Source organism: Methylobacterium sp. AC690, assembly GCF_979256535.1.
In genome coordinates, this window is the sequence record NZ_CEEDOX010000005.1 from 150,446 (window position 1) to 165,814 (window position 15,369).

General features: G+C 68.9%; 16 protein-coding genes. 4 read left to right on the plus strand and 12 right to left on the minus strand.

The genetic code is table 11. The annotated features are described in order from the left end of the window. Positions 1–25 precede the first annotated feature (25 nt). Genes AC0IY1_RS07775 through AC0IY1_RS07790 form a run of 4 tightly spaced genes read left to right on the plus strand, consistent with a single transcriptional unit; the run spans position 26 to position 6,910 of the window. Positions 26–2,251, plus strand: a complete 2,226-nt coding sequence (locus AC0IY1_RS07775) for a hybrid sensor histidine kinase/response regulator (RefSeq protein ID WP_471768790.1) — start codon at positions 26–28, stop codon at positions 2,249–2,251. A 53-nt stretch (positions 2,252–2,304) separates the two neighbouring features. Further along, a complete protein-coding gene (cheB, locus tag AC0IY1_RS07780; protein WP_103710245.1) occupies positions 2,305–3,348 on the plus strand; it encodes a chemotaxis-specific protein-glutamate methyltransferase CheB in 1,044 nt (347 codons plus the stop codon). Further along, positions 3,345–5,051, plus strand: a complete 1,707-nt coding sequence (locus AC0IY1_RS07785) for a response regulator (RefSeq protein ID WP_103710246.1) — start codon at positions 3,345–3,347, stop codon at positions 5,049–5,051. The genes cheB and AC0IY1_RS07785 overlap by 4 nt, the downstream gene beginning before the upstream one ends. 2 nt (positions 5,052–5,053) lie before the next feature. Beyond that, the gene (locus AC0IY1_RS07790; protein WP_471768791.1) at positions 5,054–6,910 is read left to right on the plus strand and encodes a response regulator; all 1,857 of its coding nucleotides are present in this window, start codon (positions 5,054–5,056) and stop codon (positions 6,908–6,910) included. A gap of 105 nt (positions 6,911–7,015) precedes the next feature. On the opposite strand, the gene rplQ is transcribed toward AC0IY1_RS07790, so the two are convergent. From rplQ to rplF, 12 genes are all read right to left on the minus strand, one after another. Further along, positions 7,016–7,426, minus strand: coding sequence for a 50S ribosomal protein L17 (gene rplQ, locus AC0IY1_RS07795; protein ID WP_055949338.1), 411 nt, complete (start codon positions 7,424–7,426; stop codon positions 7,016–7,018). A 206-nt stretch (positions 7,427–7,632) separates the two neighbouring features. After that, positions 7,633–8,652 (minus strand): DNA-directed RNA polymerase subunit alpha, encoded by a 1,020-nt coding sequence (locus tag AC0IY1_RS07800; RefSeq protein ID WP_055949333.1) that lies wholly within the window; start codon positions 8,650–8,652, stop codon positions 7,633–7,635. 120 nt (positions 8,653–8,772) lie between these two features. After that, positions 8,773–9,648, minus strand: a complete 876-nt coding sequence (locus tag AC0IY1_RS07805; RefSeq protein WP_471768792.1) for an MBL fold metallo-hydrolase — start codon at positions 9,646–9,648, stop codon at positions 8,773–8,775. Positions 9,649–9,692: 44 nt separating this feature from the next. Continuing rightward, the gene (rpsK, locus tag AC0IY1_RS07810) at positions 9,693–10,082 is read right to left on the minus strand and encodes a 30S ribosomal protein S11 (RefSeq protein ID WP_055949325.1); all 390 of its coding nucleotides are present in this window, start codon (positions 10,080–10,082) and stop codon (positions 9,693–9,695) included. Between the two features lie 170 nt (positions 10,083–10,252). Further along, entirely contained in the window at positions 10,253–10,621 is a 369-nt protein-coding gene (gene rpsM, locus AC0IY1_RS07815; RefSeq protein WP_019904471.1) for a 30S ribosomal protein S13, read from the minus strand. 248 nt (positions 10,622–10,869) lie between these two features. After that, positions 10,870–11,472: an adenylate kinase gene (locus AC0IY1_RS07820; RefSeq protein WP_471768793.1), complete on the minus strand. Its 603-nt coding sequence runs from the start codon at positions 11,470–11,472 to the stop codon at positions 10,870–10,872. A gap of 113 nt (positions 11,473–11,585) precedes the next feature. Further along, positions 11,586–12,923: a preprotein translocase subunit SecY gene (gene secY / locus AC0IY1_RS07825; RefSeq protein WP_471768794.1), complete on the minus strand. Its 1,338-nt coding sequence runs from the start codon at positions 12,921–12,923 to the stop codon at positions 11,586–11,588. Between the two features lie 121 nt (positions 12,924–13,044). Continuing rightward, positions 13,045–13,548 (minus strand): 50S ribosomal protein L15, encoded by a 504-nt coding sequence (gene rplO, locus AC0IY1_RS07830; RefSeq protein WP_055949317.1) that lies wholly within the window; start codon positions 13,546–13,548, stop codon positions 13,045–13,047. An 11-nt stretch (positions 13,549–13,559) separates the two neighbouring features. After that, positions 13,560–13,751 (minus strand): 50S ribosomal protein L30, encoded by a 192-nt coding sequence (rpmD, locus tag AC0IY1_RS07835; RefSeq protein ID WP_055949314.1) that lies wholly within the window; start codon positions 13,749–13,751, stop codon positions 13,560–13,562. A 12-nt stretch (positions 13,752–13,763) separates the two neighbouring features. Further along, a complete protein-coding gene (rpsE, locus tag AC0IY1_RS07840) occupies positions 13,764–14,351 on the minus strand; it encodes a 30S ribosomal protein S5 (RefSeq protein WP_055949312.1) in 588 nt (195 codons plus the stop codon). Between the two features lie 93 nt (positions 14,352–14,444). Then, the gene (gene rplR / locus AC0IY1_RS07845) at positions 14,445–14,807 is read right to left on the minus strand and encodes a 50S ribosomal protein L18 (protein ID WP_055949309.1); all 363 of its coding nucleotides are present in this window, start codon (positions 14,805–14,807) and stop codon (positions 14,445–14,447) included. 12 nt (positions 14,808–14,819) lie between these two features. After that, positions 14,820–15,353: a 50S ribosomal protein L6 gene (gene rplF / locus AC0IY1_RS07850; RefSeq protein ID WP_055949306.1), complete on the minus strand. Its 534-nt coding sequence runs from the start codon at positions 15,351–15,353 to the stop codon at positions 14,820–14,822. Positions 15,354–15,369 lie beyond the last annotated feature (16 nt).

Consider the following 15,369-nt stretch of genomic DNA (forward strand, 5'->3'; position numbering starts at 1 on the left):
ACCCAGGGGCGGCCTTAGGCGACGGATGGACATTCGCCAGCTTCTACTCGCGGCGTTCGAGGTCGAGCACCGCGAGCACATCGATGCGATCCGCGCCGCCCTCGGGGGCGAGGACGGCGAGCACGTGCCCGATTGGAACGACGTCTTCCGGCGGGCGCACAGCCTGAAGGGCGCCTCCCGGGCCGTCGACCTGCCGGCGGTGGAGGCCGTCGCCCATCGCCTGGAGACCCTGTTCGAGCGCGTGGTGGCCCAGGAGGGCGGGCTCTCGCAGACCGCCACTGCCGCCGTCCACCTCGCCCTCGACCGGATCGAGGCCTACGTCGCCGGTCTGACTGATGGGATAGGCCCGGACATGCCTGCCGATGCCCTCGCGGCCCTGGATCGCGCCCTCGATCCGAGCGCGGCCACGCTACCCGAGTCGGATCGGGAGCTGGCCCCGGCCCAGGCCCCGGCCGCCGAGCCTGCCGCGCCCACCGCTCCGGCTCCGAAATCCACACCGCCCGAGACGCCCACCGACGTCGCCCAGACGCTCCTGCGGGTGCCCGCGGACGCCGTCGAAGCGCTGACCCGGGCCACGCACGAACTGGCCAGTGCCCTCGGGGGCGAGGCCGTTCTGGCTGACGGTATCGCCCGCCTGGGTCGCCGGGCCGCCGATCTTGCCCGTCTCGCCGAGCGCCGGCGCGGTGCCCGTGGATCGGAGCCGGACCTCGATGCGCGGGCCCTGGAGACCGGCCTCCTCGCCCTGGCGCGCGATGCCGCGGACCTTGCGCGGGTTCGCAGCGCCCTCGCGTCTTCCATCGAGGGCGCCATGACGCGGGTCGCCGGCGAGGCCGAGCGCCTGGCCCTGGTCCCGGCCGAGACCGCCTTCGGGGGATTCGCGCGGGCCCTGCGCGACCATGCGCGCGAGGCTGACCGCGCCATTACGGTGACCGCGCGCGGCCTCGACCTGCCGGTCGATCGCGGGATGCTCCAGGTCCTCAAGGACCCGGTCCTGCACGCCCTGCGCAATGCCCTGAGTCATGGGGCCGAACCCCCCGCAACGCGCCGGCGCCTCGGCAAGACCGATGCTCTGGCGATCGGCCTCGACGTCGAGGTCCAGGGGGGGCGCCTGGTCGTCCGGGTCCACGATGACGGACGGGGGCCTGACCTCGCCGCGATCGCCGAAACCGCCCGGCGCCGGGGCCTGCTCGCGGCCGATGCCGATCCCGGGCCGGAAGCGCTGCTCGCCCTGGTCTTCGAGCCCGGCTTCTCCACCGCCTCCGCCGTCGACACCCTCTCGGGACGCGGCATCGGTCTCTCGGTGGTGGCGGACGCGGCGCGCCGGCTCGGCGGCACGGTTCGCCTCCTGCCGCGGAGCCCCTACGGGACTGAGCTCGTCATGGCGCTGCCGCTCTCGGCGGCTCGCCGGGCGATGCTCCTCGTCCGGGCGGGCGGGATGACCTACGCGCTCCCGAGCGCTTCGGCCGAGCGCCTGCTGCGCCTGGAGCGCGGCGACCTCGCGCAGGTCATGGGTCGCACCGTTGCGCAGGTGGAGATCGGCGGAGACCCCGTCAGCGTGCCGGTGCTGGACCTGGCAGGCCTTCTCGGGCTGCCGGCCCGCGCAGAGGAGGCCGACGCCACCTGCCCGGCGATCCTTCTCCGCGGCAACGGGCGCCGTTGTGTCCTCGCCGTCGACGCGTTGTCCGATGTGACCACCCTGCGGGTGTTGCCGGCCCCACCGATCGGGACCGATCCGCGGTTGATCACCGGAACCGTGATCCTGCCGGGAGACCGGCCCGCTCTCGTCCTTGATGCCGAGGGGCTGGTCGCACGGGCGGGCGAGGCCGGCTCGGCCGCGGCACCGCAACCCACAGGCATCCGCGGAACGATCGCGCAGGCGCCACGTTCGACGATCCTCGTGGTGGATGATTCCATCACCACGCGAACCTTGGAGAAGGGTATCTTGGAGGCGGCAGGATACCGCGTCGTCGTCTGTGTCGACGGCCAGGATGCGCTCGACCGCCTGCGGGCGGGCATCGAACCGGTGGATCTCGTCGTCGCCGACGTGGAGATGCCACGTCTCGACGGCTTCGGATTGCTGAAGGCCCTGCGCGCCGAGGAGGCCTTCGCACAGCTGCCGATCATCCTGATGACCTCGCGCGGCGATGCCGAGGACGTGGCCCGCGGTCTCGACCTCGGAGCGGACGCCTACCTCACGAAGCAGACCTTCGACCAGCGCAAGCTCCTCGACACCATCGGGCAATTGCTGTGACCGGACACGAGCGGGACGGAACGACGCCGGGAGTGCCCGCGCGGGTGCGGGTGATGCTGGTCGAGGATTCCCTCGTGGTGCGCCAGCTGCTGATCCATATCGTCGGCCGGGATCCGCGACTGGAAGTCGTGGCGGCCGTGGCCTCCGGCGAGGAGGCTCTGGCGACGATCGGCCAGGTCCGCCCGGACGTCGTTTCGATGGACATCCGTTTGCCGGGAATCGATGGCCTGGAGACGACGCGGCGGATCATGGCCGAGCGCCCGACCCCGATCGTGGTCATCGCCGACGCGATCGAGGATTCCTCTCTGCGCATCTCAATGAACGCCCTGCGGGCCGGGGCGCTTTCGGTGGTGGAGAAGCCGGTGGCCACCACCAATGCCGGCTACGACGCCGCTGCCAGCGAGATCTGCACGCAGCTGCGCATCATGGCCGCCGTGCCGGTGATCCGGCGCCGGCCGATCGGTTCGGAATGGGCCGGTCGCGTCGCTGCGCCGCCGCCGTTGGCCGCCGCCCTCAAGGTGCCCGAATCCGCCAGCGTCCTGGCCATCGCCGCATCGACCGGTGGCCCGCCGGCCCTCGCCCGGGTCATCGGAGCGCTGCCGGCAAGTTTCCCCATTCCGGTCCTGGTCGTCCAACACATGGGTCCCGCCTTCATGGAGGGGTTCGCCACTTGGCTGAACGGGGTCGTCGGGCTGCCGGTCTCCCTGGCCCGCGAGGGTGAGCGGGCCGAGGCTGGCCGCGTCTACGTGGCTCCGGGGGACCGGCACCTGGAGCTCGGCGGCGGCGGCCACCTGCGCATCACCGATGCCGCTCCCGTGGGTGGCCAGCGCCCGGCCGCTACCGCACTGTTCCGCTCGGTCGCCCGGTATGCCGGGGCCCGCGGCATCGGCGTCCTGCTCACCGGGATGGGCGAGGACGGAGCCCTCGGCCTCCTCGACATGCGCCGGGCCGGAGGGCTCACCGTCGCCGAGGACGAGAGCACCGCAGTGGTGTTCGGCATGCCGGCCGCCGCGATCCGCCTCGCGGCCGCCGGTACCGTGCTGCCCCTGGACCGGATCGCCGCCCATCTCGCCCGCGTCGCGGAGGCCGCGCCGTGACCGAGGCCATCCCGCCCCGCCTCCTCCTCGTCGAGGATTCCGAGACCCAGGCCCTGGAACTGCGGCTCCTGCTCGAGTCGAAGGGCTTCGCGGTCGAGCGCTGCGCCACCGCCGAGGCGGCCCTCGACCATCTCAACACCCGCCTGCCCGATCTCGTGGTGGCGGACCATCATCTTCCCGGCATGAACGGCGACGAGTTCGCCCGCCAGCTCCGGCTCTCGCTCCGCACCCGCGCCCTCCCCCTCCTGATGCTCACCGGCGCCCGCGACGGCGAGCGCCAGGGCCTGGAGAGCGGCGCCGATGCCTACGTGGCGAAATCCGCCGATCGCGACCTCCTCGTGCTGCGCATCCGGGCTCTCCTGCGCGAGCGCATGGGCGGCAGCGACGGGCCCGGCGTCTCCGCCTTCCGCCGGGGGCGGGTCCTCGTGGTCGATGCCAGCGCCACCTACCGGACTTTCCTCGCCGGGCTCCTCGCCCATGAGGGGCAGGAGGTCACCACCGCGGACAGCCACGCGGCCGCCATCGCGGCTCTGGAGGCAGAGGGCGCTGCCTTCGACTGCGTGACGATCGACCTTCTCGCCACGACCTATGACGGCCTCGCCCTCTGCCGGGCGATCAGCGACCACCGCAATGCCGGACTCGCGGGCCGGGAGGCCGGCGCCCCCACCTTTCAGGTGGTCGGCATCGCGGGCTCCAACCCGGCCAAGGACTTCCTTGTGGAGGCCTTCGCCGCGGGCGCCGATGACGTGGTCTCGAAATCCGACGGCGAGATCCTGGTGATGCGGGTGCGCAGCCTCGTGCGCCGCAAGCTCTTGGAAGAGGACAATCGCCGCATCGCGGGCGAATTCGGCGCCCGTGAACGGGCCCTGGAGCGGGCCCGGGCCGAGGCCGAGGCGGCGGAGGCACGTGCTGCCCTGGCTGGGGCCCTGGAGCAGGCCAACGCGGACCTCGCCACCGCCAACCGCAAGCTCACCGACGCGCAGGCCAAGCTCGTCCAGGCGGCCAAGATGGCCTCCCTCGGCGAACTGGTGGCTGGCATCGCCCACGAGATCAACAACCCCCTCGCCTTCATCCTCGCTCACCAGGGCACGGTGGAGCGCATCCTCGGCGAGGTCGCGGCGGCGCCGGATTCGCCCGACAGCCCGCGCCGGCTCAGGAAGTGCGGCGACCGGGTTGGGGCCATGCGCATGGGCCTGACTCGCATCCAGGACCTCGTCCTCAACCTGCGCAAGTTCTCCCGCCTCGACGAGGGCGAGCGCACCCTGGTCCACGTGCCCGAGGCGATCGAGACGGTGCTCGCCTTGATCCAGCACAAGCTCGGCGACCGGATCGCGGTGCTGCGGGATTTCTCGGGCCGGCCGGAGATCCATTGCACGCCCGCCCTCCTGAACCAGGTCGTCATGAACATCCTCGGCAATGCCGCGGACGCGATGCCCGAGTCCGGTACCATCACCATCGAGACCCGCGGCCTCCCCGACACCGACATCATCCGGATCAGCGACACCGGCCCCGGCATCCCCGAGACGCTGCGCGAGAAGATCTTCGAGCCGTTCTTCACCACGAAACCCGTCGGGTCCGGCACAGGCCTCGGCCTCGCGATTGCCTACAGTGTCGTGCAGGCGCATAGCGGCACGCTCAGCGTCGAGGCCGCTCCCGGAGGTGGGGCCTGTTTCGTCATCGGCATCCCACGGCAGACGGGTTGAGCATGTCACAGGGCACGATCCTCGCCGTCGACGACGAACCCGACATCCTCATCGCCCTCGAGGACCTCTTCGAGGACCAGTACCGCGTTCTCACCACGACGAAGCCGGCCGAGGCGCTGCAGATCCTGGCCGGCAACCCGGACATCGCCGTGATCCTCTCGGATCAGCGCATGCCGGGCATGACTGGCGACGCCATGCTGGCCGAGGCACGTAAGGTTCACGACGCCCAGGCTATCCTGCTCACCGGCTACGCCGACATGAGCGCGGTGGTGGCGGCCCTGAACCAGGGCGGCATTACCGGCTACGCCACCAAGCCCTGGGATGCGAACCTGCTGCGCAACACCGTGCGCCAAGCCTTCGAGCGGCATCAGCTCGGACGGGACCTCTCGACGGAGCGGGCGCTGCTGCGCGGCCTCCTGGACAATGCCGAGGATGCGATCTCCTTCAAGGATGCGGAGGGGCGCTTCGTGCGCCTCAACGCCCGCAAGGCCGCGGGTCTCGGTGGAGACGTCGCCGGCTGCCTCGGACGCACCGAGGATGCGATCCTGGGCGACGGCGCGGCCATCCGCAGTGCGGATGCCGCCGTGATCGCCACCGGCGAGCTGAGCGACAGCCTGGTCGCCGAGGGGGCGACCGGAGCCGAGCGCTGGCGCCACGTGACCCGCGTGCCGATCCGCGACGCGGCGGGCGAGATCACCCACCTTGCCACCATCGAGCGCGACGTCACCGACCAGAAGTCCCTGGAGGCGCGCCTTCGGCAGTCGGACAAGATGCAGGCGTTGGGGACCCTGGCCGGCGGCATCGCCCACGACTTCAACAACCTGCTGATGGCGATCCTCGGCAGCCTCGAACTCGTGGCGCCGAAGGTCGCCGACCAGCCACGGGTCCAGCGCCTCGTCGGCAACGCGATGCAGGCGGCCCAGCGCGGCGCCTCCCTGACCAAGCGCCTCCTCAGCTTCAGCCGCTCCCGCGACCTGCGCCCCCGCGCCGTCGACGTGAACGGACTCATCACCGGGATGCATGATCTGCTGGGGGGCAGCCTCGGCGGTCTCGTCACCGTCGAGACGACCCTCGCCCCCGAGGCACCGGCCGCCTGCGTCGATCCGGACCAACTCGAACTCGCGATCCTCAACCTCTGCATCAATGCCCGCGACGCCATGCCGGAAGGTGGCCGCATCGTCGTCGCAACCCGCAGCTTCGCGCTGGACGACGATCCGGACTTGCCGACCGGCGCCTATTTGTCCGTCGAGATCAGCGATGCAGGCAGTGGCATCGCCCCGGAGATCCTCACGCGGGTCTGCGAGCCATTCTTCACCACCAAGGCGGTGGGCCAGGGGACGGGCCTCGGCCTCGCCATGGTCTTCGGCCTCGCCCAGCAATCCCACGGGCGGCTGCGCATCGAGAGTGCACCGGGTGAAGGCACCCGCGTTCAGATCATCTTACCGCGGGTCGAAGCCACAGATCTCGACGAGGTCGCGGTGCCGGGCGCCGCGCTGCCCACCGCCCGAGCGGCGCGCATCCTCGTCGTCGACGACGACCCAGAGGTCCGGCACGTGACGGCCTCGTTCCTGTCGAGCTTCGGCTACAGCGAGCGCGAGGCCAGCGACGGCTCCACCGCCCTGTCGCTGATGGAACAGGGGACCTTCGACCTCGTCGTCGCCGATCTGGCGATGCCGGGCATGACCGGCGTGGAGTTCGCCGAGATCGTGCGTGCGCGCTGGTCCGACGTGCCCGTGCTGATCGTCACCGGCCATGCCGAGGCGATCCCGATCCCGCCTGACCTCCCGGTGCTGCGCAAGCCCTTCGAATCCGCTGATCTTGCAGCGGAAGTCTCGCGGCTCCTCGACCGGGCCGCCTGACGCGTTGGACCTTGCGGCGGGAAATCGCTCTAGCGCGGGCCCATTCCGGCCAACAAAAAAGGCGGCCCGGAGGCCGCCTTCTTCATCGTCGGTTGGAGGCGAGGCTTACGCCGCGTCGTCCACCAACACAGGGCCGGAATCCTTACCGCGCGCGTCGACGTCACGATCGACGAACTCGATGACCGCCAGGGGGGCGTTGTCGCCGTAGCGGAAGCCGGCCTTCATGATGCGGCAGTAGCCGCCCGGACGGGTGTTGTAGCGCGGGCCGATCACGGCGAAGAGCTTGCGGACCATGGCCTCGTCGCGGATCTGCGACATGGCGAGGCGGCGGGCGTGCAGGCTGTCGGTCTTGCCGAGGGTGATCAGCTTCTCGATGACCGGACGCAGATCCTTGGCCTTCGGCAGGGTGGTGACGATCTGCTCGTGCTTGATCAGCGCGGCCGACATGTTCGCGAACATCGCCTTGCGGTGCTCGGTGGTGCGGTTGAAACGACGACCGCGAAATCCATGACGCATGATGGCTATCCTTGGTTGATGGCCGCCGTGCCACGGTACGGCCAAGCGCCCCTCCGAAATGGTCTTCGGGGCTGTTCATTCCGCATGACCCCGCGGCGGGATTCGTTCTGGGCGTCCGCGTCGCGCGGACCCCCCGCAATGCCAGCCGGACGCGGCAACGGCACGAGGCCATCGCCGCATCCGGCTGGGGCGGATGCGCCGTGCGCCTAGTAGTGCTCTTCGAAGCGCTTGGCGAGGTCCTCGATGTTCTCCGGCGGCCAGCCGGGGATGTCCATGCCGAGGTGGAGGCCCATCGCGGCCAGCACTTCCTTGATCTCGTTGAGCGACTTGCGGCCGAAGTTCGGGGTGCGCAGCATCTCGCCCTCGGACTTCTGGATGAGGTCGCCGATGTAGACGATGTTGTCGTTCTTCAGGCAGTTCGCCGAACGCACCGAGAGCTCGAGCTCGTCGACCTTCTTGAGCAGGGCCGGGTTGAAGGGGAGCTGCGGCGCGAGCGGTTGCGCCTCCTCCTTGCGGGGCTCCTCGAAGTTCACGAACACCTGGAGCTGGTCCTGGATGATGCGCGCGGCGTAGGCCAGGGCATCCTCCGGCGACACGGCGCCGTTGGTCTCGATCGTCATCGTCAGCTTGTCCTTGTCGAGATCCTGGCCCTCGCGGGTGGTCTCGATGCGGTAGGACACCTTGGTGACGGGCGAGAACAGGGCGTCGACCGGGATCAGGCCGATCGGCGCATCCTCGGGACGGTTCCGCTCGGCCGGGACGTAGCCCTTGCCGGTGGCGACCGTGAACTCCATCCGGATCTCGGCGCCGTCATCCAGCGTGCAGATCACGAGGTCGGGGTTCAGGATCTGAACGTCGCCCACCGTGCCGATGTCGCCGGCGGTGACGACGCCGGGACCGGTCTTGCGCAGGGTCAGGCGCTTGGGGGCCTCGGTCTGCGAGCGGATGGCGATCGTCTTGATGTTGAGGACGATGTCGGTGACGTCCTCGCGCACGCCGGGGATCGACGAGAATTCGTGCAGCACGCCGTCGATCTGCACCGAGGTCACGGCCGCGCCCTGGAGCGAGGACAGCAGCACGCGGCGGAGCGAGTTGCCGAGCGTGGTGCCGAAGCCGCGCTCGAGGGGCTCGGCGACGACGGTGGCGACCCGCTTGGGGTCGTGCCCGGTCGAGACCTGGAGCTTGTTCGGCTTGATGAGCTCTTGCCAGTTCTTCTGAATGACCACGATGCTACCTCTCGCAAGATCGGCGCGGGCCACATGGGTGGTCCACGCATTGCCCGTCGACACCGCGCCATCGGCGCCCGGCGGGCTGGAAACTGTTGCGTCCGCGTCAGGCGCGGACCGTTACTGGGCCGCGACCCAGAGCTCCGGAACGAAGCTGTAGGCGGCCCCGTCCCGGGCGACGTAGCCCAGGGCCGGAAACTCCAGATGGGCACCTGCCACGAAGGTTCGGTCACCCGAAACGGCGTCGAGCATCCGGCGACGCACGGCGCGTGCCTGATCCCCGTCGACGTCGAAGACCATACCGGCTTCCGGCTGCTTGAACTGGATCGCCGGCAGGTGAATGATGTCCGCCCACATCAAAAGCGACGCGTCGCCCGACGTGATGCGGTAGCCGGTATGACCCGGCGTATGGCCCGGCAGGGGAATTGCCTCGATCCCCGCTGCCACGCTGCCGCTCGTGATCCTCCGCAGACGTCCGCCGTAAGGCGCGGTCGCCTGGCGGGCCATCTCGAAATAGGGCTTCGCGCCGTCCGGCGCCCGTGACAGCGCGCCGTCGTCGAGCCAGTGCGCCGCTTCGTCGGCATGAACCACGAGTTCGGCATTCGGGTAGGCCGCCGAACCGTCATCCCGGATCAGCCCGCCGGCATGGTCGGGATGCAGATGCGTGAGCAGGACCGTCTCGATGCTGTCCGGCGAAACGCCGGCCGCGGCGAGAGCCGCTGGAACGCCACCGAGGGACGGGCCACCGAAATGGCCCATCCCGCTGTCGATGAGGAGCGGCTTGCGCCCCGGACCCGTGATCAGGAATGCGTTGAGCGTGATCCGGGGATCCTGCGCGCGAAAGCCGGCGGCCTGTAAGGCGCCGGCCTCCGCACGATCGATCCCGGTGACGAGATCCAGCGAACCCTGAAGGTAGCCGTCATTCATCACCGTGACCGTCAGGTCACCCAAGCTCCACCGCAGCACACCCGGAAGCGGATTCTGAGCATTCGACACGCGCGTCTCCGTAACAGGCCCCAAAGGTTCGCGTTGGTCGCGCCTCAGACGCGACGACGCTTGCGCGGGCGGCAGCCGTTGTGCGGGATCGACGTCACGTCACGGATCGACGTCACGGTGAAGCCGGCGGCCTGGAGCGCGCGCAGGGCCGACTCACGACCCGAACCCGGACCGGACACCTCGACCTCGAGGGTGCGCATGCCGTGCTCGGCAGCCTTGCGGGCGGCATCCTCAGCGGCAACCTGGGCGGCGTAGGGGGTCGACTTGCGCGAACCCTTGAAGCCCATGGCACCGGCGGACGACCATGAGATGGTGTTGCCCTGGGCGTCGGTGATGGTGACCATCGTGTTGTTGAACGACGCGTTCACGTGCGCGACGCCCGAGACGATGTTCTTGCGTTCGCGGCGACGGACGCGGGTGGTTTCCTTGGCCATGTGTTCTCTCGTCCTTCAGGCGCGCCCGTCATTCCAGGCGCTCGGGAGTCTTCTCGGATGCCGGCGGCACGGATTTGGATCACCGTGCCGCGACGCAGGACTGGGCGCACAGGGATCCTGGCGCCGACGTCAGGAGACCGCCCGAAGAACGGTCTCCCGGTTCGGATGAATTACTTCTTCTTGCCGGCGATCGGCTTGGACTTGCCCTTGCGGGTGCGCGCGTTGGTGTGCGTGCGCTGGCCGCGGACCGGCAGGTTGCGGCGATGGCGCAGGCCGCGGTAGCAGCCGAGATCCATCAGGCGCTTGATGTTCATCGAGACTTCGCGGCGCAGATCGCCCTCGACGATGTAATCGCGGTCGATGGTCTCGCGGATCGACAGCACCTCGGCGTCGGTCAGCTGATTTACACGACGCTCAGCCGGGATCCCGACCTTGCCGGTGATCTCTTCAGCCTTCTTGGGGCCGATGCCGTGGATGTACTGCAGCGCGATGACGACGCGCTTGTTGGTCGGAATGTTAACGCCAGCGATACGAGCCAAGGTGTCTCTCCATGGGGCGCCGGACCTGAGGCCGGGCCGGGTGTCACGCGCGTCCGGTGGAGACCGGCCCCTGCGCGCCGTCCAAAACGACAAATCGGCCCGCATCGACCTCTAAGAGAGGCGATCCGGACCCACTTCCTCTGAACGAAGACCGGCCCACTAGCGCGGGCCGGGGGATGTGTCAACCCGGCTCACTCAATCAACCCGCAAAGGTCGCGGGCCGGAGGCCGGACCATCGGCTTGACCGATCAGGACTCCGCCGAAGCGGTGTGCCGGTCGAGGATCGCCACCAGATCCTCCGTGACGGCGTCGACCGGCTTCATGCCGTCGATGGTCTGCAGCAGCCCGGTACCGGCATAGTAGTCGGACAGGGGCGCGGTCTGCTTGCGATAGGCGTCCAGGCGAGTCTTGAAGACCTCGGGCGTGTCGTCCTTCCGCACCGGCTGACCGCGGGCTGCGGTCTCCTCGGCACGCTTGGCGATGCGGCCGACCAGGGCCTCCTCGTCAACGACGAACTCGATGACGGTGTCGAGGGCGATTCCCTTTTGCGACAGCATGGCATCGAGGGCCTTCGCCTGCTCCACCGTGCGCGGGAAGCCGTCGAGGATGAAGCCCGGCTTGGCATCCGCCTCTTCGATGCGGTCAGCGACGATCCCAACCACGATGGCGTCGGACACCAGGCCACCCGATTCCATCACGCTCTTGGCCTGCAGGCCGACCGGCGTACTGGCGGCGACGGCCGCCCGTAGCATGTCGCCGGTGGAGAGCTGAGGAATGCCGTAGCGTGCTACGATCCGCTCGGACTGCGTCCCCTTCCCCGCGCCGGGCGGCCCAAGCAGGATGATGCGCATGGTGTCGTTTCCTCAGGTCCGTTCTGCTTGGATATCCGGCGATCCTGCGAAACGCCGGGTCTCGGAATTCTAGCCAGGGTTGCGGTGCGCTTGAAGCCCGCACCGCATCGCCCTCAACGTCGGCGGGTCGCCCCACGCAGCTTGGCCTTCTTGACGAGGCCTTCGTATTGATGGGCCATCAGGTGCCCGTGGATCTGCGCCACCGTATCCATCGTCACCGAGACCACGATGAGCAAGGAGGTGCCGCCGAAGCCGATGGCCGCCGAGGAATACGATGCCAGGATCTCGGGCACCAGACAGACGAAAGTCAGGTACAGCGCCCCGATCAGGGTGACGCGGGTCAGAACCTTGTCGATGAAGGCCGCCGTGCGCTCGCCCGGGCGGATGCCGGGAATGAAGCCGCCGTGCTTCTTCAGATTGTCGGCCGTCTCCTCCGGGTTGAAGACCACCGCGGTGTAGAAGAACGCGAAGAAGATGATCAGGGCGGCGTAGAGGACCATGTAGAGCGGTCGGCCGTGGCCGATATAGGTCGTGATCGTCGCCAGGACGCCGGTGCCGCCGTTGTTGGCCGAGAAGCTCGCCACGGTGGCGGGCAGGAGCAGCAGCGACGAGGCGAAGATCGGCGGGATGACGCCGGCGGTGTTGAGCTTCAGCGGCAGGAACGAGGTCTGGCCCTCGTACATGCGGTTGCCGACCTGGCGCTTCGGATAGTTGATCAGCAGCCGACGCTGGGCGCGCTCCATGAACACGATGAAGTAGACGAGCGCGACGGCGGCCACGCCCATGCCGAGGATGACGGCCGAGGAGAGCGCGCCGGTGCGGCTGAGCTCCAGGGCCCCGACGATCGCCACCGGCAGGTGGGCCACGATGCCGGCGAAGATGATCAGCGAGGAGCCGTTGCCGATGCCGCGCGAGGTGATCTGCTCGCCGATCCACATCAGGAACAGCGTACCGCCGGTCAGGGTGATGACCGTGGACAGGATGAAGAACGGACCAGGTTCGATCGCGGCGCTCGACCCCTGGAGGCCGAAGGCGATGCCCCAGGACTGAACCAGCGCCAGCACCACCGTGAGGTAGCGGGTGTACTGGTTGATGACCTTGCGGCCCGATTCACCCTCCTTCTTCAGCGTCTCGAGGCTCGGAATCACCGAGGTCAGGAGCTGGATGATGATGGAGGCCGAGATGTACGGCATGATGTTGAGCGCGAAGATCGCCATGCGCTCGACGGCACCGCCGGAGAACATGTTGAACAGCCCGAGCACGCCGCCCGACTGCTGCTGGAAGTTCCGCGCGAACTGCCCCGGGTCGATGCCCGGGATCGGGATATAGGTCCCGAGACGGAACACGATGAGCGCGCCCAGCGTGAACCAGATGCGCTTCTTGAGCTCGTCGGCCTTGGCGATGGCCCCGAAATTGAGGTTCGCGGCAAGCTGCTCGGCGGCTGAGGCCATGGCACCGGTTCCTGATATCGATCCGCACGGGAGCCGAAGCTCCCCATAAACTGATACGGCGGCCACGCGCGAGGTTGCACGGGCCGCCGCTCAGAGCTTCGACTTAAAGTCTGGCGTTGGGCTACGCAACCACGCGGGCGGGCTTGCCCCGGGTGGAGACGCCGTCGCCATACGTCACGGCGACCGAGCCGCCAGCCTTCTCGACACCCTCGATCGCCGACTTCGACGCGCGAGTGACCTCGAAGGTCAGCTTGGTGGTGAGCTCGCCGACGCCGAGGAGCTTCACGCCGTCACGGGCGCGGGCGCAGATGCCGGCGGCGATCAGGGTCTCGACGGTGACGGTGGCGCCCGCCTCGATGCGGCCGGCATCGACAGCCTGCTGGACGCGGCCGAGGTTCACCTCGTTCAGGTCCGTGGAGTACAGGTTGTTGAAGCCGCGCTTCGGAAGGCGACGATGCAGCGGCATCTGGCCACCCTCGAAGCCCTTGATGGAGACGCCGGTGCGGGCCTTCTGACCCTTCACGCCGCGTCCTGCGGTCTTGCCCTTGCCGGAGCCGATGCCCCGTCCGACGCGCATCCGGTTCTTGGTGGCGCCGTCGTTGTCGCGGAGTTCATTCAGTTTCATGATGCCCTCCCTCAGGCCGCGTCGCCAAGGACGCGCACGAGGTGCTGCACCTTGCGGATCATGCCGCGCACGGAGGGGGTATCCTCCAGCTCGGAAACCCGGTGCAGCTTGTTGAGCTTGAGGCCGATCAGCGTTGCGCGCTGGTCGCCTTCGCGGCGGATCGGCGAACCGATCTGCTCGATGCGGAGAGTCTTCTGTGCCATTGGACCCTCCCCTTACGCGACGGCGGCTTCGGACATGTCGGACGGATCGGCATCGCGGCGACGGGCCTGGAGGGCCGACACCTTGAGACCGCGACGGGCCGCGACGGAGCGCGGGCTGTCCTCGTTCTTGAGCGCCTCGAAGGTGGCGCGCACGAGGTTGTAGGGGTTCGAGGAGCCGAGGCTCTTGGCCACCACGTCCTGCATGCCCAGCGTCTCGAAGACGGCGCGCATCGGGCCGCCGGCGATGATACCGGTGCCCTGGGGAGCGGCGCGGAGGATGACCTTGCCGGCGCCATGACGACCGTAGACGTCGTGGTGCAGGGTGCGGCCCTCGCGAAGCGCCACGCGGACCAGACCACGCTTGGCGGCTTCCGTCGCCTTGCGGATCGCCTCGGGAACCTCACGGGCCTTGCCGTGGCCGAAGCCGACGCGGCCCTTCTGGTCGCCGACGACGACGAGGGCTGCGAAGCCGAAGCGACGGCCGCCCTTCACCACCTTGGCGACGCGGTTGATGTGGACGAGCTTGTCCACGAACTCGCTGTCGCGCTCCTCGCGCTCATCGCGGCGGCCGCGGCCACCGCCTTCACGTTCACGTGCCATACTGAATATCCATCTCACTGACGCGGGTGGCGGACCCGCTCGCTTGAATCGTCCGGAACGGAGAGCGGCCTGCGCCGCCCTCCTCCGCCAGTCTTAGAACTCGAGGCCACCCTCGCGGGCGGCGTCGGCGAGCGCCTTGACGCGCCCGTGATAGAGGTAGCCCGAGCGATCGAAGATCACCTGGGTGACGCCTGCAGCCTTGGCGCGCTCGGCGACGAGCTTGCCGACGGCCTGGGCGGCCGAGACGTCGGCACCGGTCTTGAGATCGGTGCGCAGATCCTTCTCGAGGCTCGAAGCCGACGCGAGCGTCTTGCCCGCCGCGTCGTCGATGACCTGAACGTAGATCTGCTTCGAGGAACGGAACACCGAGAGCCGGGGCCGTCCATTGGCCGCCGCCCGCAGCGCGCGGCGCACACGCGCCTTGCGGCGGTCGAGTGCATCGATTTTGCGTGACATGTTCGGCGGCCCTTACTTCTTCTTGCCTTCCTTGCGGAAGATGAACTCTCCCGCGTACTTCACGCCCTTGCCCTTGTAGGGCTCAGGGCCGCGATAGTCGCGGATCTCGGCGGCCACCTGGCCGACCACCTGCCGGTCGATGCCGGAGATGACGATCTCGGTGGGCTTCGGCACCGCGATCGTGATCCCTGCCGGGATCTCGTACTCGATGTCGTGGCTGTAGCCGAGCGAGAGCTTCAGAGCCTTGCCGGCCATCGCGGCGCGGTAGCCCACGCCGGTGATCTCGAGCTTCTTCTCGAAGCCCTTGGAGACGCCCTCGACGAGGTTCGCCACCTGAGCGCGGGAGGTGCCCCAGAGCGAGCGGGCCTCCTTGGTCTGGTTCTTGGGCTGCACCGAGACGGCGCCGTCCTCGAACTTCACGTCGACCACGTTGGGAACGACGTACTGGAGCTCGCCCTTGGAGCCCTTCATCTTCACCGTTTGACCGGTCACCGTGGCCGTCACGCCGGACGGGACGGGAACGGGCTTCTTGCCTACGCGAGACATCGCCTTATTCCTCCAA